At 77.8% G+C, this 21909-nt stretch carries 19 protein-coding genes; 10 read left to right on the top strand and 9 right to left on the bottom strand.

From position 1 onward, the window contains the following. Positions 1-21: 21 nt before the first annotated feature. Positions 22-1209 (bottom strand): sensor histidine kinase, encoded by a 1188-nt coding sequence (locus tag ACRYM0_RS04460; RefSeq protein ID WP_432502474.1) that lies wholly within the window; start codon positions 1207-1209, stop codon positions 22-24. After that, complete coding sequence (locus ACRYM0_RS04455) at positions 1206-1979, bottom strand: response regulator transcription factor (protein ID WP_432502471.1); 774 nt, start codon at positions 1977-1979, stop codon at positions 1206-1208. Before ACRYM0_RS04455 ends, ACRYM0_RS04460 begins: the two co-directional genes overlap by 4 nt. A gap of 107 nt (positions 1980-2086) precedes the next feature. Here ACRYM0_RS04455 and ACRYM0_RS04450 point away from each other — a divergent pair, with 107 nt between their 5' ends. From ACRYM0_RS04450 to ACRYM0_RS04430, 5 genes are all read left to right on the top strand, one after another. After that, positions 2087-3547, top strand: coding sequence for a GuaB1 family IMP dehydrogenase-related protein (locus tag ACRYM0_RS04450; RefSeq protein WP_432502470.1), 1461 nt, complete (start codon positions 2087-2089; stop codon positions 3545-3547). A 41-nt stretch (positions 3548-3588) separates the two neighbouring features. After that, positions 3589-4419 carry an alpha/beta fold hydrolase gene (locus ACRYM0_RS04445; protein WP_432502467.1) on the top strand — a complete coding sequence of 277 codons (831 nt, stop codon included), beginning with the start codon at positions 3589-3591 and terminating at the stop codon, positions 4417-4419. Between the two features lie 94 nt (positions 4420-4513). Continuing rightward, entirely contained in the window at positions 4514-5755 is a 1242-nt protein-coding gene (locus tag ACRYM0_RS04440) for an acetamidase/formamidase family protein (RefSeq protein WP_432502465.1), read from the top strand. A 158-nt stretch (positions 5756-5913) separates the two neighbouring features. Continuing rightward, entirely contained in the window at positions 5914-7347 is a 1434-nt protein-coding gene (locus tag ACRYM0_RS04435) for a hemolysin family protein (protein ID WP_432502564.1), read from the top strand. Next, complete coding sequence (locus ACRYM0_RS04430; protein WP_432502463.1) at positions 7344-8384, top strand: hemolysin family protein; 1041 nt, start codon at positions 7344-7346, stop codon at positions 8382-8384. The genes ACRYM0_RS04435 and ACRYM0_RS04430 overlap by 4 nt, the downstream gene beginning before the upstream one ends. A 40-nt stretch (positions 8385-8424) precedes the next feature. Here the strand turns inward: ACRYM0_RS04430 and ACRYM0_RS04425 are convergent, their stop codons facing one another. Then, the gene (locus tag ACRYM0_RS04425) at positions 8425-8787 is read right to left on the bottom strand and encodes a PRC-barrel domain-containing protein (protein WP_432502461.1); all 363 of its coding nucleotides are present in this window, start codon (positions 8785-8787) and stop codon (positions 8425-8427) included. 129 nt (positions 8788-8916) lie between these two features. Between ACRYM0_RS04425 and ACRYM0_RS04420 the strand changes: the two genes are divergently transcribed. Then, entirely contained in the window at positions 8917-9825 is a 909-nt protein-coding gene (locus tag ACRYM0_RS04420) for a hypothetical protein (protein ID WP_432502459.1), read from the top strand. A 19-nt stretch (positions 9826-9844) separates the two neighbouring features. Here ACRYM0_RS04420 and ACRYM0_RS04415 read toward each other — a convergent pair whose 3' ends face one another. From ACRYM0_RS04415 to ACRYM0_RS04400, 4 genes are all read right to left on the bottom strand, one after another. Next, positions 9845-10831, bottom strand: coding sequence for an NAD(+)/NADH kinase (locus tag ACRYM0_RS04415; protein WP_432502458.1), 987 nt, complete (start codon positions 10829-10831; stop codon positions 9845-9847). A gap of 54 nt (positions 10832-10885) precedes the next feature. Next, complete coding sequence (locus ACRYM0_RS04410; protein WP_432502456.1) at positions 10886-11746, bottom strand: ABC transporter ATP-binding protein; 861 nt, start codon at positions 11744-11746, stop codon at positions 10886-10888. Between the two features lie 107 nt (positions 11747-11853). After that, positions 11854-12972 carry a FecCD family ABC transporter permease gene (locus ACRYM0_RS04405; RefSeq protein ID WP_432502454.1) on the bottom strand — a complete coding sequence of 373 codons (1119 nt, stop codon included), beginning with the start codon at positions 12970-12972 and terminating at the stop codon, positions 11854-11856. Continuing rightward, complete coding sequence (locus ACRYM0_RS04400) at positions 12969-14033, bottom strand: FecCD family ABC transporter permease (protein WP_432502452.1); 1065 nt, start codon at positions 14031-14033, stop codon at positions 12969-12971. Before ACRYM0_RS04400 ends, ACRYM0_RS04405 begins: the two co-directional genes overlap by 4 nt. Before the next feature lie 402 nt (positions 14034-14435). Between ACRYM0_RS04400 and ACRYM0_RS04395 the strand changes: the two genes are divergently transcribed. Together ACRYM0_RS04395 and hrpB are read left to right on the top strand one after the other, a co-directional pair. Beyond that, positions 14436-15872, top strand: a complete 1437-nt coding sequence (locus ACRYM0_RS04395) for a DEAD/DEAH box helicase (protein ID WP_432502450.1) — start codon at positions 14436-14438, stop codon at positions 15870-15872. 78 nt (positions 15873-15950) lie between these two features. Beyond that, positions 15951-18467, top strand: a complete 2517-nt coding sequence (gene hrpB / locus ACRYM0_RS04390) for an ATP-dependent helicase HrpB (protein WP_432502562.1) — start codon at positions 15951-15953, stop codon at positions 18465-18467. Here hrpB and ACRYM0_RS04385 read toward each other — a convergent pair. Further along, on the bottom strand, positions 18442-18948 hold the full coding sequence (locus tag ACRYM0_RS04385; RefSeq protein WP_432502448.1) for a phosphoribosyltransferase: 507 nt from the start codon (positions 18946-18948) through the stop codon (positions 18442-18444). The genes hrpB and ACRYM0_RS04385 overlap by 26 nt on opposite strands. A gap of 118 nt (positions 18949-19066) precedes the next feature. Here ACRYM0_RS04385 and ACRYM0_RS04380 point away from each other — a divergent pair, with 118 nt between their 5' ends. Both ACRYM0_RS04380 and ACRYM0_RS04375 read left to right on the top strand, forming a co-directional pair. Then, the gene (locus ACRYM0_RS04380; RefSeq protein WP_432502446.1) at positions 19067-20143 is read left to right on the top strand and encodes an NAD(P)-binding domain-containing protein; all 1077 of its coding nucleotides are present in this window, start codon (positions 19067-19069) and stop codon (positions 20141-20143) included. 78 nt (positions 20144-20221) lie between these two features. Further along, the gene (locus ACRYM0_RS04375; protein ID WP_432502445.1) at positions 20222-21043 is read left to right on the top strand and encodes a methyltransferase domain-containing protein; all 822 of its coding nucleotides are present in this window, start codon (positions 20222-20224) and stop codon (positions 21041-21043) included. A 16-nt stretch (positions 21044-21059) separates the two neighbouring features. Here the strand turns inward: ACRYM0_RS04375 and ACRYM0_RS04370 are convergent, their stop codons facing one another. Beyond that, the gene (locus tag ACRYM0_RS04370) at positions 21060-21761 is read right to left on the bottom strand and encodes a SprT-like domain-containing protein (RefSeq protein ID WP_432502443.1); all 702 of its coding nucleotides are present in this window, start codon (positions 21759-21761) and stop codon (positions 21060-21062) included. Between the last annotated feature and the right edge of the window lie 148 nt (positions 21762-21909).

The following is a 21909-nucleotide window of genomic DNA, read 5'->3' as shown; positions in this document are numbered from 1 at the left end:
GCTCGGCGCCGTCCGCGCCGGTCAGCGGCCCTGCGGGACCTCGCGCGGCAGGTGCACGTCGATGCGGCAGCCGCCCTGCGGCGGTGTCGGCCCCACCCGGATCGTGCCGCCGTGCAGCTGGACCGCCCAGCGCGCGATCGCCAGGCCCAGCCCGGTGCCGCCGTCGGTGCGCGCGCTGCCGCGCTGGAAGCGCTCGAACACCCGCTCGCGGTCGGCGTCGGCGATGCCCGGGCCCTCGTCCTGCACGCTGATGCGCACCACGGGCCCCGCCGCGCGCGCCGACACCGTCACCGTGCCGCCGGCCGGGGAGTGCCGCGAGGCGTTGTCCAGCAGGTTCGCCACGACCTGGTGCAGCCGCGCGGAGTCCACCTCCACCGACAACCCCTCCGGGTCCACGTCCAGCACGTAGCGCACGTCGCGCCCCGTCATCGACATCGCGCGCGTCGCCTGCCCCAGGAACGGCTCCAGCGCCAGTTCCTCGCGGTCCAGCGACACCGCCCCGGCGTCCAGCCGCGACAGGTCCAGCAGCTGCTCGACCAGCCGGCCCAGCCGCTCCGTCTGCGCCAGCGCCGTGCTCAGCGTCTCGTGGTCCGGCTCGGTGACGCCGTCGACGAGGTTCTCCATCACCGCGTGCAGCGCCGAGACCGGCGTGCGCAGCTCGTGGCTGACGTTGGCGACCAGCTCGCGGCGCTCGCGGTCCACGGCCTCGAGGTCCTGCGCCATCCGGTTGAAGGCGTCGGCCAGCTCCCCGACCTCGTCGCTGCTGGTCGAGCGCACCCGCCGGGAGTAGTCGCCGGTGGCCATGGCGCGCGCCGCGGCCGTCATCTCCCGCAGCGGGGACGTCATGCCGCGCGCCAGCAGCTGCGTGAACACCAGGGTGATCACGATGGCCAGCGGGAGGGTGTAGCGGGGGCCGATGCGCAGCGCGTCCAGCCGCAGCCCCGCCCACACCAGCAGCGAGGCCACCGTCACCGACGCCGCCACCAGCAGCGCCAGCTTCGTCTTCAGGGAGTGCACCGGGTCCAGGGGGCGCACGTCGGGCCAGGAGCGCCGCGACGCCGGGCGCACCGCGGTGCGCCCGGCGTCGCCGTGCACGCTCTGCCGGGCCCGCACCCGCGCGTCGCGGGCGGCGCCGGTCAGCGGGATGGGGCCCGTCAGCCCCGAGCCGGTGTGCCCGGCCGGCCCCGCGCCGCGCTCGCCGCCGCTCACGGGGCCTCCCGGCCGGCGGGCGGGTCCCCGGGTTCGAACGCGTAGCCCACGCCGTGCACGGTGCGCACCAGGTCCGCGCCCAGCTTGCGCCGCAGCGCCTTGACGTGGCTGTCCACGGTGCGGGTGCCGGAGGCGTCGGCCCAGTCCCACACCTCCTCCAGCAGCTTCTCGCGCGTCAGCACGGTGCGCGGCGAGGCGGCCAGGCACACCAGCAGGTCGAACTCGGTCGGCGTCAGGTGCACCTCCGCCCCGGAGCGGCGCACCCGGCGCTGGTCGCGGTCCACCACCAGCTCACCGCCCTCGACGGGGAAGGTGAGCGTGCCGGTCGCGGCGGGGGTGCCCACGAGCTGGCGGGCCCGCTCCACCCGCCGCACCAGGGCGTTCACGCGGGCGACGAGCTCGCGCATGGAGAACGGCTTGGTCATGTAGTCGTCGGCGCCGACGCCCAGGCCGACGAGCTTGTCGGTCTCGTCGTCGCGCGCGGTGAGCATGAGGACCGGCACGGGCCGCGACGCCTGCACCCGCCGGCACACCTCCAGGCCGTCGAAGCCGGGCAGCATCACGTCCAGCACCACCACGTCCGGGGCGAGGCGCTCGCACAGCTCCACGCCGCCGGGGCCGTCGCCGGCCGTCTCGACGGTGTAGCCCTCCGCGCGCAGGCGCCGCGCCACGGCGTCGGCGATGGTCGGCTCGTCCTCGACGACGACGGCCGTGCGGGAGGGGGTGGGTGCGCCCGCGGCGCCGCCGGCGGGGGAGGGGCCCGTGCTCATGGTCCCCGAGGGTAGGCGCTGGCCGCGGGGCCCGGCCCGGGTGCGGGCCGCGTGCACGAGGCCTCCACCCGATCCGACCGGGGCCGCCGCGCGCCTACCCTGGGGGGGTGCGCTTCACCACCGGGCAGGTGCCCGCCCACGACCTGACCTACAACGACGTCTTCCTGGCGCCGGGGCGGTCCTCGGTCGTCTCCCGCCTGGACGTGGACCTCGCCTCCGCCGACGGCACCGGCACCACCGTCCCGCTCGTCGTGGCGAACATGACCGCGGTCTCCGGCCGCCGCATGGCCGAGACCGTCGCCCGCCGCGGCGGCCTGGCCGTCCTGCCGCAGGACATCCCCGTGGACGTCGTCGCCGACGTCGTCGCTCGGGTCAAGCGGTGCCACCCCGTCTTCGAGACGCCCGTGGTCCTGCACCTCTCCGACACCGTGCACGACGCCCTGAACCTGCTGCCCAAGCGCGCCCACGGCGCGGCCGTCGTCGTCGACGACGAGCGGCGCGTGCTCGGCGTGGTCACGCCCGCCGACTGCGCCGACGTCGACCGCTTCACGCAGGTCGGCTCCGTCATGAGCCCCTCGCCGGTGACGCTGGACGCCGACGTCGTCGAGCGCGACGGGCTCGAAGCCGCCTTCGGCGCCCTGCACGCCGCCCGGCGCCGCTTCGCCCCCGTGGTGCGCGACCACGGCGACGGCCCGGTGCTCGCCGGGGCGCTGACCCGCACGGGTGCGCTGCGCTCCACCGTCTACGCGCCCGCGCTGGACGCCGACGGCCGGTTGCGGATCGCCGCCGCGGTGGGCATCAACGGCGACGTCGCCGGCACCGCGAAGGCGCTGCTGGAGGCGGGCGTGGACACCCTCGTCGTGGACACCGCCCACGGCCACCAGGAGAAGATGCTCGAGGCGCTGGCCGCCGTGCGCGGCCTGGACCCGCAGGTGCCCGTGGCGGCCGGCAACGTCGTCACCGCCCAGGGCGTGCGCGACCTGCTGGCCGCCGGCGCCGACATCGTCAAGGTGGGCGTGGGCCCGGGGGCGATGTGCACCACCCGGATGATGACCGGCGTGGGCCGCCCGCAGTTCTCCGCCGTGCTGGAGTGCGCGGCCGCCGCCCGCGAGCTCGGCGGGCACGTGTGGGCCGACGGCGGGGTGCGCCACCCGCGCGACGTCGCCCTCGCCCTGGCCGCCGGCGCGAGCCAGGTGATGGTCGGCTCGTGGTTCGCCGGCACCCACGAGAGCCCCGGCGACCTCGCGGTGGACGCCGACGGGCGTCCCTACAAGGAGAGCTTCGGCATGGCCTCCGCCCGCGCGGTGGCCGCCCGCACGCGCGCGGACTCCCCGTTCCAGCGCGCCCGCAAGGGCCTGTTCGAGGAGGGCATCTCCTCCTCGCGCATGCACCTGGACCCGGCCCGCCCCGGTGTGGAGGACCTCGTCGACCAGATCACCTCCGGGGTGCGCTCGGCGTTCACCTACGTCGGCGCGCGCACGGTCGCGGAGTTCGCCGAGCGCGCCGTGGTGGGGCTGCAGTCCCCGGCCGGCTACGAGGAGGGTCGCCCGCTGCCCGCGGGCTGGTGACGGCCGGTGGGCGCCGAGCGGCGGCGACGGGGGGTGGTGCGGTGATCCTCGAGGGGGTGCGCCGCGCGGACGGCTCGCCCGTCGAGCTCGTCACCGGCGGCGCCGGGCCGGGTCTCGTCCTCGTGCACGGCGCCCGCCCGGCGGCCGACCACGACCGGCTCGCCGAGCGGCTGGGTGCCCGCTTCACCGTGCACCGCTACGACCGCGAGGTGGCCGGGCGCCCCGGCGCGCGCTACGCCGTGGCGGACGACGTCGCCCTGCTCGGGGCGGTGCTGGCGGCCACCGGCGCCCGCCTGGTGCTCGGGCACGGTCTCGGCGGCCTGGTGGCGCTGCTGGCCACCGGCGGGCTGCTGGAGCGCCGCATCGACCGGGTCGCCGTCTACGACGCGGTGCTGCCGCTGGACGGCGCGGTGCCGGAGGAGGCGCTGGAGCAGGCCGCGCGGGCGCTGGCGACGGGCTCGCCGGAGCTGGCGCTGGCCCACCTGGACCGGCACCTGCGCACCGGCTCCCTGGGCCTGACCGCCGCCGGCCGCTCCGAGCGGGTGCAGCGGCTCGTCGGCGGGGTGCTGGCCCGCACCGGGTGGGGGCGCTCGACCGCCGCGCGGCTGCCGCAGGTGCTGCGGGAGACCCGCGCGGGGTTGCAGCTGGACTCCCCGGTCGGCGCCTACGCCGGCCTGCCCGCGCGGGCGCTGCTGCTCACGGGCGAGCGCAGCCCCGGGTACTTCCGCGTCGCCGCGAGCGAGTTCGCGGCCGCCGTGCCGTCGGCGACGGCCCTCGTGGCCGGCGGGTGCGGGCACGACTCGCTGCTGCGGGCCGCTCGCCGGTGCGTGGACCCGCTGGTGAGCTTCCTCTCGGGCGACACCCTCTTCTGAGCTCTCTCCCGAGCCGTGCACCGGTGAGCACCTCGTCACCCTGGCGAAACGGACGGGAAACCCGCGCGGAACGCGCCGTTGGTGCAGTGCACCCGTGAGCACCCAGCACCCCCGCCGCCGTTCCCTCCTGGCCGCCGCGGCCGGCTTGTCCACCGTCCCCGCCGCCCTGTCCACCGCCGGTGCCGCTGCCGCGAGCCCCGGCACCGCCGCGCTGCGCACGCTGCAGTCCGGCCGGGGCCCCCGTCGCGGCACGTACGTGCCCTCCACCGCCGAGAACGTCCTCTGGGGCCGGCTGCCCAACCGGGACACCGAACCCGTCACCGTCGTGCGCTCCGGGGCCGTCGTCACCCTGGACACCGTCTCCCACGAGGGCGTCCTGGAGGACCAGGGGCAGGACCCGATGGGCTACTTCACCTCCTTCGGGGTGGACGAGCGCGACGTCCTGGACGACGCCGTGCAGATCGCCGCCCGCGTCGCGCACGACGGCCCCGGACCGCACGTCGTCAGCCGCCCCGTCGCCGTCACCGGTGCGGAGCCCGGTGACGTGCTCAAGGTCGAGGTGCTCGACCTGGCGCTGCGCGTGCCCTACGGCGTGATCTCCAACCGGCACGGCAAGGGTGCGCTGCCTGACGAGCTGCCCGGCGCCTGGCAGGACGACCCCGCCCTGGCGGAGTACTTCAACGCCGGCGGCAACGTCAGCGTCTTCACCTCCGTGGCCACGTCCGGCGGCGACCTCGTCGGGGTGATGCCGGGGACCGCGGGCCCGCGCTTCCCGCTGGCGCCGTTCCTCGGGATGATGGGCGTGGCCCGCGACACCTCCGCGATGGTCGACTCCGTGCCGCCGACCGTCGCGGGCGGCAACATGGACGTCAAGGACCTCGTGGTCGGCTCCACCCTCTACCTGCCGGTGCAGGTGCCCGGCGCCATGTTCTTCGTCGGTGACCCGCACATGGCCCAGGGGCACGGCGAGGTGGCGCTGACCGCGATGGAGGGCTCGCTGCGCGCCACCGTGCGCCTGAGCGTGGTGCGCCCCGGCGACGGCGCCCCGCGCATCGCGGGCGAGTACCCGTTCGCCGAGACCCCCGAGCACTGGATCCCCGTGGGGCTGTCCGACCCCGACGGCCCCGAGGGCGGCGGCAACGGCACCGACCTGGGCGAGGCGATGCGCGTGGCGGTCCGCAACGCCATGTCCTTCCTCACCGAGGACATGGGCCTGCCGGGGCCGGTGGCGTACGCCTACCTCAGCGCGGCGGGCGACTTCCACGCCTCGCAGGTCGTGGACCGCACGGTCGGCGTGCACGCCACCCTGCGCAAGGCCGACTTCGGCTCCCGCTGAGCGGTGGCCGGGCCCCGCGCGCAGCGCGCGGGGCCCGGCTCACGCAGGCGGACCCGGGCCCGGTCCTCGTAGAATCCGGGCGTCATGGACTCATCTCCCGGGCCGCGCAGCGGCCCCCCTCCCCGCCCCCGCCCGACGCCGCTCCCGGAGGCCCCGTGCTGACCGAGTGGCTCCTCCTGCTCGTCGGGGTCCTGCTCACCCTGGGCACGGCCGTCTTCGTCGCCGCCGAGTTCTCCTTCGTCACCCTGGACCGCCCCACGGTCGAGAGGGCCGTGGAGGCCGGCGACCGCCGCGCCGCCGGCGTCCTGCCGGCCCTGCGCACCCTGTCCACGCAGTTGTCCGGCGCCCAGGTGGGCATCACCCTGACCACGCTGCTGCTGGGCTACCTCATGGAGCCGTCGCTGGCGGCGCTGCTCGACGTGCCGCTGACCGCCGCGGGCCTGTCCGCCGGTGCGGCCGGCACGGTCTCCACCGTCAGCAGCGTCGTCATCGCCACCGGCTTCTCCATGGTCGTGGGTGAGCTGGTGCCCAAGAACCTCGCCCTGAGCCTGCCGCTGCCCACCGCGGGCGTCGTCGCGCCCCTGCAGCGCGGCTTCACGTGGGCGACGGGCCCGCTCATCCGGGTCCTCAACGGCAGCGCGAACCGCTTCCTGCGCGCCATCGGCGTCGAGCCCCAGGAGGAGCTCTCCGGAGCCCGCTCCGCCCGCGAGCTCGCCTCGCTGGTGCGCCGCTCCGCCGACATGGGGACCCTCGACCAGGGCACCGCCAACCTGCTCAGCCGCACCCTCGTCTTCGGCGACCAGACCGCCGCCGACGTGATGACCCCGCGGGTGCGGATGGAGGCCGTGCGCCTGGACGACACCGCCGCCGACGTGATCGTCCTGGCCCGCAGCACCGGGCACTCCCGCTTCCCCGTCACCGGCGAGGACGACGACGACGTGCGCGGCGTCGTGCACGTCAAGGCCGCCGTGGCCGTGCCCGTCGACCGGCGCCACGAGGTGCCCGCCGCGGCCCTCATGCAGGACGTGCGGCGGGTGCCGGACTCGCTGCGGCTGGAGCCGCTGATGCTGCAGCTGCGGCAGAAGGGCCTGCAGTTCGCCCTCGTGGTCGACGAGTACGGCGGCACCGCCGGGGTGGTCACCCTGGAGGACCTCGTCGAGGAGATCGTCGGCGACGTCTCCGACGAGCACGACCGCGACCGCGGTGGCCTGCGCCAGCACCGCGACGGCTCCTGGACCGTGCCGGGCCTGGCCCGCCCCGACGAGGTGCGCGACCGCACCGGCGTGGAGGTCCCCGAGGCCCCCGAGTACGAGACCCTCGGAGGCTTCGTCATGAGCCGCCTGGCCCGCATCCCGCTCGTGGGCGACGAGGTCCAGGTGGAGGGCGCGGTGCTGCGCGTGACCCGCATGGAGGGCCGCCGCGTGGACCGCCTGCGCCTGCGCCCGCGCCTGTCGACCGTGGAGGCGGCCGCCCAGGTCGCGGCCACCGCGCAGAGCGGGGCGCACGCCGCCTCCGTCTCCGCTCCCGTGGCCGAGGGCCCCGCGGGCTCGGGCGCCCACGCGGCCTCCGCCGGGACGGGGGCCCGCGCGTGAGCACCGGTCTGTCCCTGCTCGTGGGCCTGGTGCTGCTGCTCGGCAACGGCTTCTTCGTCGGCGCCGAGTTCGCGGTCCTGTCCGCGCGGCGCAGCCAGGTCGAGCCGCTGGCCGCCACCAGCGCCCGCGCCCGCTCCGCGCTGTCGGCGATGGAGCACGTCTCCCTCATGCTGGCGACCTGCCAGCTCGGCGTGACGCTGTGCTCCCTCGGCCTGGGCGCCGTGGCCGAACCGGCCCTGGCGCACCTGCTGGAGCCCCTGTTCGAGGCCGTGCACCTGCCGCACGGGCTGGTGCACCCGGTCGCGGTGGTCATCGCGCTCACCGTCGTGGTCTACCTGCACGTCGTGGTCGGCGAGATGATCCCGAAGAACCTCAGCATCGCCGGCCCGGACCGCGCCGTGCTGCTGCTGGCCCCGCCGCTGGTGGCGCTCGGCCGGGCGCTCGGCCCGCTGATCCGGGCGCTCAACGGCGTCACGAACGCCGTGCTGCGCCTGGCCGGCGTGGAACCCAAGGACGAGGTCGCCAGCGCCTTCACCGTGGAGGAGGTGCAGTCGATCGTGGCCGAGAGCCAGCGCGAGGGCACCCTCGACGACTCCGGCGGCCTGGTCAGCGGGGTGCTGGAGTTCTCCGACCGCAGCGTCGGGGAGATCGCCGTGCCCCTGGCGGACCTGCGCACCGTCACCGTGGGCGCCACCCCGGCGGACGTGGAGGCCCTGGTGGCGCGCACCGGCTTCAGCCGCTTCCCCGTCCTGGACGCCGCCGGCGACCTGCACGGCTACCTGCACCTGAAGGACCTGCTCTACGCCGACGACGAGCGCTACACCCAGCCCGTGCCGGAGAAGCGCATCCGTCAGCTCGGCACCCTCGGGGCCGGTGAGGAGGTCGAGGACGCCCTGGCCTCGATGCGCCGCACCGGGGCGCACCTGGCCCGCGTCGTCGACGCGGGCGGGGCGGTCACCGGCGTGGTGTTCCTCGAGGACGTCATCGAGGAGCTCGTCGGGGAGGTCCGCGACGCCACCCAGCGCGCCCGCGCCTGACGGCGCGGCGCGCGGGTGGAGCCCGTCCGCTCCGGGACGCTCAGCGGCGCGCCAGCCGGCGCCCGCTGGGCGTGTCCGCCGGGGAGTACGCCATGCCGTAGTGGGCGTACAGGCGAGGCTCGTCGTCGGGGCCCAGCTCCTCGTCGGTCCCGAACTCCGGGGAGGCCTTCACCGTCTCCTTGGGGAAGGCCACCCGGATGTCGTGGCGCCCCACGGCCGCCTGGTCCAGCGGCACCATCACGACCTTCTTGAAACCCATCAGCCCGGTCTCCACGGCGGCGAACAGCCACTCGTCGGTGGCGGCGTCCACGTACACCGACGCCAGCGTTCCGATCTTCTGATCGGTCACGTCGGTGATCGCCGCGCCCTTCCACTGGTTCAGGTCCTGCACGAGGATCGTCATGGCGCCACTGTGGCCGAGGCGGTGCCGGGCGGCCACCGCTGGCGCTCACCGGGGCTCCACGAACCCTCCCCGAGGGCGCGCCCACCGGTGGCGGTGCGCGCTGCCTCCAGGTGGGACGATGGGCGCAGCATGAGCGAGAAGACCCCCGAGCGGACCCGTCTGACGATCAACTGGCTGCAGATCGCCGGTGGCGCCCTGGCGGCGACCACCTCGGCGGTGCTGATCGCCGGCCTGCGCAGCCTGGGTCCCGTGAGCACCCTGGTCGGCGCGGCCGTCGGCAGCATCGCTGCCTCCACCGCGGCGGCCGTCTACAACCACTACCTCACCGTCAGCCGGGAACGGCTCGCCGAGACCGCCCGCCGCGCCCACGAGCGCCGCCACGGCCCCTCCCCGGTGCCGGCGGCGCAGGACGAGCACCCCGAACGCACCGACCCCCCGGTCCCGGACGACAGACCGGAGCCGGTTCCCGCGCCCGTGTCCGCGCGGCGGTTCGGCTTCCGGCACGCGGTGCTCCTCGGCGTGCTCGCCTTCGTGATCTCCGTCGGCGGGATCGCCGCCTACGAGCACGTCGCGGGCCGCAGCGTCGCCGCGCAGGTGCAGGGCACGGAGTCGGAGGTGACCACCGGCATCGTGGGCGGTTCGCTGACGCAGGAACCCACCACCCCCGCACCGCAGGTCACGGACGGCAGCACCACCGGTCCGTCCGCCACCGCCACAGCGACCGGCACCGCGACGTCGACCGCCACCGCGACCGCGACGTCGACCGGCACCGCGACGGACGGGGCCACCGACTCCGCCACGGACGAGGCGACCCGCCGGGCGAGCACGCCCACCGCGACGTCCACCGCCACGTCCACCGCGACGAGCACGAGCGGGTCGGACGAGGGGTCGGGGGAGGCGGCCGCGGGAACCGGCGGCGCCGAGGGTTCCGACGTCGTCGCCGCCGACCCCGTCACCGCCGAGCCCGTCACCGCCGACCCCGCGGCGACCGCGGGGTCGGGCGCGGGGACCGTCGTCGAGGCGACGGCCGCTCCCTGAGCCGGGCCCGGCGCGCGCCTCAGCGCTGGTGCGGGTGCGGGGTGTCCGGCCCCGCCGCCTCGTGCCGCCGCATCGCCTGCGGCACCAGCTCCAGCATCTCGTCCGGCAGCATCGGCAGGTCCAGCAGGCTCAGCTTCACCCGGGAGCGCCGGCCGTGGCCGGCGGAGTCCAGCCGGATGACGTGCCCGGCGTCGCGCTCGGCGCGCACCTCCAGCACCGAACCCACGGCCAGCTCGCCGCAGGCGATGCCGTCGACCTCCAGCACCGGCGGCCCCGAGGACTCCAGCAGCTCCAGCCGCACTGGCTCGTCCACGCCCAGCACGATCGGGCGGCCGATGCCGGACATGGGCGCGACGGGCGTCACGACGAGCGCGTCGGCACCGGGGGAGACCACCGGGCCGCCGGCGGCGTAGCTGTAGGCGGTCGAGCCCGTGGGGGTGGCCAGGACGACGGCGTCGCAGCGCAGGTAGCCGATGCGCTGGTCGGCCACCGACAGCGCCGCCACCACGGTGCCGCGCCCGGGCGTGCGGGCCAGCGCGACGTCGTTGAAGGCGACGTGCTCCCGGCCGGGGCCGCTCAGGCGCAGGCACAGGTGGGGCTCGACCGTGAAGTCGCCGGCGGTGATGCGCTCCAGCGCCCCGGGCAGCTCCCGCGGCTCCAGCTCCACGAGGAAGCCGAGGTGGCCCAGGTTCACCCCCAGCACGGGGATGCGGCGGCCCACCACCAGGCGCAGCGCACCCAGCATCGTGCCGTCCCCGCCCAGGCTGACCACGGCGTCGACGGTGCGGGCGAACTCGTCCTCGCCGACCAGCACGACGTCGGCGCGACGCCCGCCCAGGCGCCCGGCGTCGGCGCGCAGGGCCACGACCTCGTCGCCGTGCCCGCGGGCCCAGTCCACGACGAGGCCGACGTGCTCGCACACGTCGCGGGTGGGGTGGACCACCAGTCCCAGGCGCTTGCGGCCCCCGGGTCCGGCTGTCGGCGCGGTCGGCACGGCGGGGGGCACGGCACCCACGCTACTGCCCGGCGCGCAGCCGCCCGGTGCCCCGGCGCGCGGTCCTCAGACCGCCGCGGCCCGCGGCCCGCGGCTCGCGCGCGCCCGCGGCACCACCAGGGGCGTGCCCGTCTCGGGGTCGGGCACCACCACGCACGGCAGGCCGAAGACCTCCTCGACCAGCTCGGCCGTGACGATCCCGGCCGGTTCGCCCTCGGCGACCACCCTCCCCTCGCGCATCGCCACCAGGTGGGTGGCGTAGCGGCAGGCGTGGTTGAGGTCGTGCAGCACCGCCACGAGGGTGCGCCCCTGCTCCTCGTGCAGCTGCGCGCACAGGTCGAGGACCTCGATCTGGTGGGCGATGTCGAGGTAGGTGGTCGGCTCGTCCAGCAGCAGCAGCGGCGTCTCCTGCGCCAGGGCCATCGCGATCCACACGCGCTGGCGCTGACCGCCGGAGAGCTCGTCGACGCCGCGCTCGGCGAGCTCGAGCACCCGGGTCGCCGCCATCGCCGCGTCCACGGCGCGCTCGTCCTCACGGGTCCACTGCCGCAGCAGCTTCTGGTGCGGGAAGCGGCCGCGGGCCACCAGGTCGGCGACGGTGATGCCGTCGGGCGCGATCGCCGTCTGCGGCAGCAGACCCAGGCGGCGCGCGACCTCCTTGGAGGGCAGCGACTGGATGACCGAGCCGTCGAGGTAGACGTGGCCCCGCTCGGGGGTGAGCATCCGCGCCAGCGCCCGCAGCAGGGTGGACTTGCCGCAGGCGTTCGGGCCGATGACGACGGTGAAGGAACCGTCGGGCACCTCGATGCCCAAGCCGGTGGCGATGGTGCGCTCGCCGTAGGCGAGGGTCAGGTCCTCCCCGCGCAGGCGGTTGCCCCCGGGGGTCCCGGGGCCGGGCCCGGGGGTGGTGCGCGCGTCCTTCGCCACAGCTCAGCCGTTCCTCGTCGCTCGGGTGCTTCGGGTCGTTCGGGTCGTCGTCCGGGGTGCCTCTCCGGAGGGCCGCCGCTGCGGCGGGCGGTCGCCGCCGGGGCCGGTCAGCCGCGCCCGCGGCGCCACTGCCCGACGAGCAGGTACGCCAGGTACACGCCGCCCACGGCACCGGTGACGACGCCCACGGGCAGCTGGGTGGGGGCGAACAACCGCTGCGCAGCGAAGTCGCTGACCACCACGAGCAGCGCCCCCGTCAGGCCTGCGGCCACCAGCCCGGGACCGACCGTCCCGGTGAGGCGGCGGGCCACCTGCGGGGCGGCCAGCGCCACGAACGCCACGGGGCCGGCGGCCATCGCCGCCAGCGCGGTGAGCGTGACGGCGAGCAGGAGCACGGCCACCCGCACCCCGTCGACCCGCACGCCCAGCGCGCGCGCGGCGTCGTCGCCGAGGTCGAGCATCCCCAGCGCGCGGCTGAGCAGCAGGAGGAGGGGCAGCAGCACGAGCAGCCCGGCACCCAGGGGGGCCGCCTGCTCCCAGCCGCGGCCGTTGAGGCTGCCGGTGACCCACACCTGCGCCGCCTGGGCCTCCTCCACCTCGGAGCGGGTGAGCAGGTAGCTGTTCACCGCCTGCAGCGCGGCGCTCGCGCCGATGCCGACGAGGATGAGGCGGTAGCCCTGCACGCCGCCGCCCCCGCGGGAGAGCAGGTACACGAGCAGTGCGCTGGCGAAACCGCCGGCGACCGCGCCGACCGCGACGTCGGTGCCGCTGCCGCCGAGGACCAGCATGACGACCAGGGCACCGCTGACGGCGCCGTGGGTGAAGCCGATGACGTCGGGGCTGCCCAGCGGGTTGCGGGTGACGAGCTGGAAGACGGCCCCCGCCACGCCGAGCGCGACGCCCACGAGCAGCCCGGTGACCAGCCGCGGCAGCCGCAGCCCCAGGACGATGAACCCGTCGGCGCCCTCACCGCGCCCGACGAGGGCGCGCAGCACCCCCGGCACGCCGATCGGGTAGTCACCGGTGGTCATGCTGAGCGCGGACACCGTCACCACGACCGCGGTGATCGCCAGGCACACCGCCAGGCTGCGGCCCTCCACGCGCAGGCTCACCGCGCCGCGGCGCCCCAGGCGCAGGGTGCGGCCGCGGCGCGCCCGCGCGGCGACGCCGGTCTCGGGCGCGGGCAGCGGCGGGGCGCCCGCGCGCGCGGCGGCGGGGGCGCTCACAGCTGCGCCAGCCGGCGCCGGCGGACCAGGGCGATCAGGACGGGGGCGCCGAGCAGCGCGGTCACGATGCTGACCTCCAGTTCGCCGGGGCGGACCACGACCCGGCCGAGGACGTCGCCCAGCAGCAGCAGCGCGGGCGCCAGCAGGACGGACAGGGGCAGGACCCAGCGCTGGTCGGGGCCGGTGAGGGCCCGCACGACGTGCGGCACGGCCAGGCCGAGGAACCAGATGGGCCCGGCGGCCGCGGTGGCCGCCCCGCACAGCAGCGTCACGGCCAGCGCCGTCACCAGGCGGGTGCGCCCGACGCGCACGCCCAGCGCGCGGCCGGAGTCCACGCCCAGCGCCAGGGCGTTCAGCGAGCGCGCCTGCGACAGCCCCAGGGCGATCCCCACGGCGAAGAACGGCAGCATCTGCCAGAAGACGTCCAGGTCGTGGCCGGCCAGGGAGCCGACCTGCCAGAAGCGGAAGCGGTCGAAGGTGGACTGGTCCAGCAGCACCTGCGCGGTGGTGTAGGCGCCCAGGGCGGCGCTGACGGCCGTGCCGGCCAGGGCCAGGCGCACCGGCGTGGCGCCCCCGCGCCCGGCCGAGCCGAGCACGTACACGGCGACGGCGACCACGGCGGCGCCCAGCAGGGCGGCCCACACGACGCTCAGGCGGGAGGTCAGCCCGAACACCCCCACGGCGGTGACCATGGCCGCCGCGGCGCCGGAGTTCACGCCCAGCAGCCCGGGGTCGGCCAGCGGGTTGCGCGTCAGCGCCTGCATGAGCGCGCCGGCCAGCCCCAGCGCGGCGCCGACCGCGACGCCCAGCAGGGTCCGGGGCACGCGCAGCTCGCGCACCACGAGGGCGTCCTGGGAGTTCGAGGTGCCGCGCAGGGCCTCCAGGACCGTGCCCAGCGGGACGTCGCGCGAGCCGACGGCGAGGCTGGCCAGGACGGCCACCGCCAGGACGGCGCAGGACAGCAGCAGGGCGGTGGTCCGCCGGGTGCGGCCGGTGCGCCGGGGCGGGGTGCCGCCGGCGGGGACGGCCGTGGCCGTGGGCGGGCTCGTCGCGGGTGCCACGAGAGGTGAGGTTAGCCTGTCATCACCAGTGCGGGCAGCGGGGTGCGTGTCGCCCTCGACCGCCCCGGGCCGTGAGCCGCGTCACGTCCGCGCCGCCGCCGGCGCGACGCCGGGGAAGAACGCGCGAGCCCGGGCCGTTACCCTTGACGGAGCGGGACGCCGTCGGCGCGCCCGCGGTCGAGTGTTCAGCGCGCGGTGCCCCGGTGTTCCCGGCAGGCGCCGCAGCGCGCAGGTCCCTCGCACGGCGCCACGGCGCCCGGGCGGGTGCGGTCGGGCACCACGGCCGATCCCCGTCGTCCCGAGAGGCACCCGTTGAACCCCTCCGCGCCCAGCGGCACCCGCACGTCCACCTCCTCCGTCCCGGGCCAGCGCCCGCCCCGCCGTCGCGCCCGCGGTGGCGGCGTGCCCGCCCCCCGCACCGACGCCACCACCGCCGCGGCCGTCCCGCAGGCCGCCGCGGCCGCCCCGCCCACCGGTCAGGTCGCCGACGAGCGGTCCTTCGCCGAGCTGGGCGTGCCCGCCGCGCTCGTGGACGTCCTCGCCGCCGGCGGCGTCACCGCGCCCTTCCCCATCCAGTCCGCGACGCTGCCGGACTCCCTGGCCGGGCGCGACGTCCTGGGCCGCGGCCGCACCGGCAGCGGCAAGACCATCGCCTTCGCGCTGCCCCTGGTGGCGCGGCTGGCCGCCTCCGGCACCGCGCGCCGCACCACCCGCCCCCGCGCGCTGGTGCTGGTGCCCACCCGCGAGCTGGCCAACCAGGTCGCCGCGACCGTCACCCCCCTGGCGAAGGCCGTGGGCCTGCGCACCGCCGTCGTCTTCGGCGGTGTCGGCCAGAACCCGCAGGTCAGCGCCCTGCGCGAGGGCGTCGACGTCCTCATCGCCTGCCCCGGCCGCCTGGAGGACCTCATCCGCCAGGGCCACTGCCGCCTGGACGCGGTGGAGGTCACCGTCCTGGACGAGGCCGACCACATGGCCGACCTGGGCTTCCTGCCCGGCGTCAAGCGCCTGCTCGACACCACGCCGGCCGGGGGGCAGCGCCTGCTGTTCTCCGCGACGCTGGACAACGGCGTGGACGTCCTGGTGAAGCGGTACCTGTCGCAGCCGGTGACGCACTCGGTGGACCCGGCCGTGGCGCCGGTGTCCACGATGGAGCACCACGTGCTGGAGGTCAGCGCCGACGGCAAGGCGGCGCTGGTGCGCGAGCTGGCCTCCGGCCAGGGCCGCACCGTGCTGTTCACCCGCACCAAGCACGGCGCGAAGAAGCTCGCCAAGCAGCTCACCGCCGCCGGCACCCCGGCCGTGGACCTGCACGGCAACCTCAGCCAGAACGCGCGCGAGCGCAACCTCGGCGCCTTCTCCGAGGGTTCGGTGCGGGTGCTGGTGGCCACCGACATCGCCGCGCGCGGCATCCACGTCGACGAGGTGGGCCTGGTCGTGCACGTCGACCCGCCCACCGAGCACAAGGCGTACCTGCACCGCTCCGGGCGCACCGCCCGCGCCGGTGCCGAGGGCCTGGTCGTCACCGTCGCCACCCCCGACCAGCGCGGCGACGTGCGCACCCTGGCCCGCCAGGCGGGGATCTCCCCGCGCTGGACGGACACCGCCCCGGCCGCCGCCGCCGCGGTGGTGGACCGGCTCGTCGGGCCGCGCGCGACCTGGGTGGACCCGGCCTCCTCCCCGGTGCCGACCGCACCCGCCCAGCCGCAGCGCGCCCCGAAGCAGCCGGCCGCCCAGCCGGCGCGCCGGTCCGCGCAGCAGCAGGCGGCGGCTCCGGCCGGTGGCGCCCCGCGCCGCCGCCGTCGCGGCGGCCGCGGTCGCGGCGGCGCCCCCACCGCCTGATCCTGCGGGGCGCGGCACCGGGTGGTGACCCCACCGCCCGGTGCCGCGCCGACAGGTCCCTGGGACGCTGACGCCGTGCTGCTGCCGCCCGGACTGCTGGACACCCTGCCGGTCGGCGCGGTCGTGCCCGACCTCCTCGACGCCCTGGAGCGCACCGGGACCGCGGTGCTGCAGGCCCCGCCCGGCACCGGCAAGACGACCCTGGTCCCGCTCGCCCTGGCCGCCTCCGTGCCCGGCCGCGTCCTCGTGGCCGAGCCGCGGCGCGTCGCCGCCCGCGCCGCCGCCGCGCGGATGGCCGCGCTGCTGGGCGAGGAGGTCGGCGGCACCGTCGGGTACGCCGTGCGGGGCGAGCGCCGCGCCGGCCCGGGCACCCGCGTGGAGGTCGTCACCACCGGCCTGCTGCTGCGCCGGCTGCTGAGCGCCGAGGACCTGCCCGGCGTGTCCGCGGTCCTGCTCGACGAGGTCCACGAGCGCCAGGTCGAGCTCGACCTCGCGATGGCGTTCTGCCTGCAGGCGCGCCGGCTGCTGCGCGAGGACCTGCGAGTGGTCGCCGCCTCGGCCACCCTCGCCGCGGAACGGCTGGCCGCCCTCCTGGGGGACGGCCCCGGTGCCCCCGCGCCCGTGGTCAGCGCCACGGCCCCCGTGCACCCGCTGCACGTGCGCTGGTGCCCGCCGCCGCGCCCGGTGCGCCCGCCGGAGGGTCTGCGGGTCGACCCCGCGCTGCTGGAGCACGTCGCGGCCCTGGTGCGCGGGGCCGTCGCGGAGCTGGACGGCGACGTGCTGGTGTTCCTGCCCGGCGCGGGGGAGATCGCCGCCGTGCAGCGGCGCCTGGGCCTGCCGGGCGTGGACGTCGCCGTCCTGACCGGTGGGCTGGGCTCGCGCGAGCAGGACGCCGCGCTGCGCCCCGGGCCCCGCCGCCGGGTGGTGCTGGCCACCGCCGTGGCCGAGTCCAGCCTGACCGTGCCGGGGGTGCGGGTGGTCGTCGACTCCGGCCTGGCGCGGGTGCCGCGCGTCGACCACGCGCGGGGCCTGGCCGGGCTGGACACCGTGCGGGTCTCGCGCGCCGGCGCGGAGCAGCGCGCCGGTCGCGCCGCGCGCGAGGCGCCCGGCACGGTGCTGCGGGCGTGGTCGTCGGCCGACCACGCCCTGCTGGTGCCCGAGCCGGCTCCCGGGATCGCCACCGGCGACCTGGCCCCCTTCGCCCTGCTGGCGGCCTGCTGGGGCGAGGTGACCGACCTGCCGCTGCTGGACCGCCCGCCGGCCGGGCCGCTGGCCGCCGCCCGGCGGCTCCTGCACGACCTGGGCCTGCTGGACGCGGCCGGCGCGGTCACGCCCGCCGGTCGCGCGGCGGCGGCCGTGGGCGCGCACCCCCGGCTGGCCCGGGCGCTGCTCGACGGTGCGCCGCTGGTCGGCGCGGCCCGCGCCGCGGAGGTCGTCGCGCTGGTCGGCGAGGACGTGCGGGGGCGCGACGACGACCTGGTCGCCACGTGGCGCGCCGCACGGGCCGGTCGGGTCCCGGGTGCGGAGCAGTGGCGCCGGGAGGCCCGCCGGTTGCGCGCCTCGCTGCCCGCGGGGGACCCGCCGAGCACCGCGAGCCCGCCGGGCGAGCTGCCGGACGACCTCGCCGCCGGCCTGGTGACCGCGCTGGCGTTCCCCGAGCGCGTCGCGCTCCGCCGCGGCGCCGGGTGGGCGTCCACGGGCGGCACCCGCTTCGAGGCCGGGCCCGGCTCGGCGCTGACGGGTGCCACCTGGCTGGCGGTGGCCGTGGCGGACCGCGCCCCGGGCCGCGCCTCGGCGCGGGTGCGGGCCGCCGCACCGCTGGAGGAGGAGCTGGCGCGCGCGGTCGTCGCCCCGGTGGTGGCCGACGAGGTCGCCTGGCGCGACGGCGACGTGGTGGCCCGCCGCGTGGAGCGGCTCGGGGAGCTGGAGCTGTCCGCGCGCCCCCTCGCCGACCCCCCGCCGGAGCAGGTCGCCGCCGCCGTCGCCGAGGGGCTGCGCCGCGAGGGTCTGGACGTGCTGCGCCCGGGCGGGGCCGCGCGCTCGCTGCGGCAGCGAGTGGCGTGCTGCCGCGCCGCGCTGGGCGAGCCGTGGCCGGACTGGAGCGACGAGGCGCTCGCGGCCGACCCGGGGCGCTGGCTGGGCCCGGAGCTGGCGCGCGTGCGCTCGCGCGCGGACCTGCAGCGCGTCGACGTGGTCGGCGCCCTGCGCCGGGCGCTGCCGTGGGAGGCGGCGGCCCGCCTGGACGAGCTCGCCCCCGAGGCGCTCGCGGTGCCCAGCGGCCGGCGCGTCGCGCTGGACTACGCGGACCCGGCCGCGCCGGTGCTGCCGCTGAAGCTGCAGGAGGCGTTCGGGTGGCGCACCGGTCCCCGGGTGGCCGGTGGGCGGGTGGCGGTCGTGGTGCACCTGCTGTCCCCGGCCGGCCGGCCGCTGGCCGTCACCGCGGACCTGGAGTCCTTCTGGCGCAACGGCTACCCGGGTGTGCGGGCCGAGAACCGCGGCCGCTACCCCAAGCACCCCTGGCCCGAGGACCCGCTGGCCGCTGTGCCCACGGCCCGCACCAGCGCCGCGCTCAGGCGGGACGCGCCGCGGCGCTGACCGGCCCCTCGCTGGACCACGGGAACTCGATCCACCTGTCGGTGGCCCGCCAGCAGTGGTCCGGTTCCAGGCGGGTGGTGGGCTTGCGGTAGACGACGGCCGAGCGCGGTTCGGCGCCGGCGGCGCGCACCATGTCCACGACGACGGCCAGGGTCCGTCCGGTGTCGGCGACGTCGTCGACGACGAGCACGCGCCGGCCGGCGAGCTCGGCCAGGTCCACCGACGGGGGCAGCACCACCGGCTCCGGCAGGCGGCTGTCCACCCCCGTGTAGAACTCCACGTTGATCGTCGCCATCTCCTTGACGTCCAGGGCGTAGGCCAGCCCGGCCGCCAGCGGCAGCCCGCCGCGGGCGATGCCCAGCAGGAGGTCGGGCCGGTGGCCGTCCTGCGCGATGGCGGTGGCGAGCTCGCGCACGGCCCCGCCGAACGCGGACCAGGTGAGGACTTCGCGCTCGGGGGCGGGGGAGGCGTCGCTCGTCACCGGTGGAGGGTACCGACCCGCCGGGTGGACGCCACCGCGCGCGGCTCCGGTGCAGAACCCTACGATCACCGATTGTGACGCGACGGGCGGCGCGGGCCGCGGGACGGCGGGGTCGCCGGTGAGCCCGGCCCTGACGACCGTGGACGTCGTCGTCGTCGGTGCCGGGCAGGGCGGGCTGGCCACCGCCCACCACCTGCACCGCGCCGGCCTGCGCCCCGGGCACGGCTACGCGGTCCTGGACGCCGCGGACGGGCCGGGCGGGGCGTGGCGGCACCGCTGGCCCTCGCTGACGATGGCGCTGGTCAACGGCGTGCACGACCTGCCGGGGCTGTCGATGCGCGAGGCCCTGGGCCCGGTGGACCCCGGCGCGCCGGCGGCGCGGGTGGTGCCGGCCTACTTCGCCGCCTACGAGGAGCTCCTGGGGCACCCGGTGCGCCGGCCCGTGCGGGTGCGGGAGGTGCGCCCGGCGGGCCCCCGGCTGCTCGTCGCCACCGACGCCGGGCGCTACGCCGCGCGCGCCGTCGTCAACGCCACGGGCACCTGGACGCGCCCCTTCCGCCCGTACTACCCCGGCGCGGAGGGGTTCGCCGGCCGGCAGCTGCACACCGCGGACTACCGCGGCCCCGAGGAGTTCGCCGGGCAGCACGTGGTGGTCGTGGGCGGCGGCGTCTCGGCGGTGCAGCACCTGGCGGAGCTGTGCCGCGTGGCGGGCACGACGTGGGTGACCCGCAGCGAGCCGGTGTTCCACGAGCCGGACGCGGCGGGCGGGCTGGACGTCGAGGCGCGCCGGGCGGCCGTGGCGCGGGTGGCCGACCGCGTCGCGGCGGGCTCCCCGCCCGGCAGCGTGGTCTCGGCCACCGGTCTGGTGCTGACCCCGCAGCTCGCCGCGCTGCGGGAGGCGGGCGTCCTGAAGCCGCACCCGCCGTTCGCGCGCGTGCTGCCGCACGGGGTGCGCTGGGCGGACGGCTCGGAGCAGTCCGCCGACGCGATCCTGTGGGCCACCGGGTTCCGCCCGGCGCTGGACCACCTGCGCCCGCTGCGCCTGCGCGAGCCGGGCGGCGGGATCCTCGTGGACGGCACCCGCGCGGTGCGCGAGCCGCGCCTGCACCTGGTGGGGTACGGCCCGTCGGCGTCGACGGTGGGGGCCTCCCGGGCGGCCCGGGAGGCGGTGCGCGAGGTGCTGGCGGGGCGCTGACCGACCACTCCGTCTCGAATTTTGAGATGAGGGTCTCACATCGTGGACGCGGTGGCTCGCCTCGGGGAGTCTGCCGCCGTGACGACCCCCACCCGCCGGACCCCCGCTGCCCCCGGCTACCTGCACGGCTACGCGCCCGCGGTGCGCCGCTCGCACGGCCGGCGCACCGTCGCCAACTCCGCCGCGCACCTGCTGCCGCGGCTGCGCCCGGGCCAGTCCCTGCTCGACGTGGGGTGCGGCGTGGGCACCCTGACCGCCGACCTGGCGGCGCACCTGGCCCCCGGCCGCGTGGTCGGCGTCGACACCTCCGCCGACGTCCTGGCCGCCGCCCGCGAGGCCGCCGACGCCCGCGGCGTCGCCGTCGAGCTGGCCGTCGCCGACGCCTGCGCGCTGCCGTTCGCCGACGGCGAGTTCGACGTCGTGCACGCCCACCAGGTCCTGCAGCACCTGCCGGACCCCGTGGCGGCGCTGCGGGAGATGCGCCGGGTGTGCCGTCCCGGCGGGACCGTCGCGGTGCGCGACGCCGACTGGGCCACGGTGCACTGGCACCCCGCCTCCCCGGCGCTGGACGCCTGGCTGGCCGGGTACCGCGCGGCGGCCCGCAGCGCGGGCGGCGACCCCGACGCAGGAGCCCGCCTGCAGGCCTGGGCGCGCGCCGCGGGCTTCACCGACGTGGTGCCCTCGGCGTCGGTGTGGTCCTTCGCCACCGAGCAGGAGCGCGCCTGGTGGGGCGGCACCTGGGCCGAGCGCACCGAGGGCTCGGACCTGACGCGGCGCCTGCGCGGCGCCGGCCTCGCGGACGGGGACGTCGCCGCCGCGGCGGACGCGTGGCGGCGGTGGGCCGCGGACCCGGACGGCTGGACGGCGATGGTGCACGGCGAGCTGCTCTGCCGGGCCTAGGGCCCCGCCGGGCGGGTCAGGCGAGGGGTTCGACCGCGGCGAAGGGGGCGGTGAGGACCCCCACGGGCGTCTGCACGTGGTAGCGGGTGCGAGCGCGGCGCAGCACGTGGCCGGACAGTCCGGCGTAGCGGCCGGTGCCCAGCAGCCGCACGGGCGTGCCGACCGCCAGCGGCGCAGCGGCGGGGGGAGCGGCCGGTCCCGTGCCGCGCAGCAGGCCGGCGCGCAGGGCGCGGTGGTCGGCCCGGTACTGCTCGCCCATCTCGGCGACGGGCACCTCGAGGCCGTCGAGGTGCCACGTCAGCAGGTGCTCGGCGGAGAAGCCCCGGGCGCAGGCGCCGCACGCCACCAGCCGGGCCGGGCGACGGTGCCGCGTCACGGCGTGCCCCGCCGGGCACACCCCTCGCCAGCGCCCCGGCGGTCGCGGTGCCGACGTGGTGCGGGTGCCCGTGCAGCCGATGCTCCGCGCGGTCGCGCGCCACACCGCGTCGTGCCCGTGCCGGGTGCCCACCAGGGCGTGCGTGATCTCGTGCAGGACGGTGTCGCGCACCTCCTGCGCCGAGTGCAGTCGCGCCAGGGGAGCGCTCAGGCCGATCTGGCGGCGGTCCTCCCGGCACACCCCGGCGCGCGTGCGCGCGCGGTCGAGCACGACCGTCCAGCCCACCAGCCCGTGCTCGGCCAGCAGTCCCTCGGCCATCACCACCGCGTCCCGCACGTCCACCCCGCCATCCTGCCGCCGTCCCGCCCGCCGCCCGCCCACCCACCCCCGTCCCCTGGGGGGGGGGAGGGTGGGGGCTATTGCGTGGTGGACGGCGGGGGGGGGGGGGGGGGGGGGGGGGGGGGCGGGCGGGGGGGGGGGGGGGGGGGGG

It is taken from the genome of Kineococcus arenarius subsp. arenarius (assembly GCF_050871845.1).
Classification (GTDB): Bacteria; Actinomycetota; Actinomycetes; order Actinomycetales; family Kineococcaceae; genus Kineococcus.
Note: the sequence above shows the minus strand (reverse complement) of the source record. Positions and strands in the feature narration are given on the sequence as shown.

Coding starts and splice junctions, on each gene's coding strand:
- ACRYM0_RS04425 (WP_432502461.1), bottom strand. CDS start 8,787: ATGACGATCCTCGTGCAGGACCTGAACCAGTGGAAGGGCGCGGCGATC.
- ACRYM0_RS04455 (WP_432502471.1), bottom strand. CDS start 1,979: ATGAGCACGGGCCCCTCCCCCGCCGGCGGCGCCGCGGGCGCACCCACC.
- ACRYM0_RS04420 (WP_432502459.1), top strand. CDS start 8,917: ATGAGCGAGAAGACCCCCGAGCGGACCCGTCTGACGATCAACTGGCTG.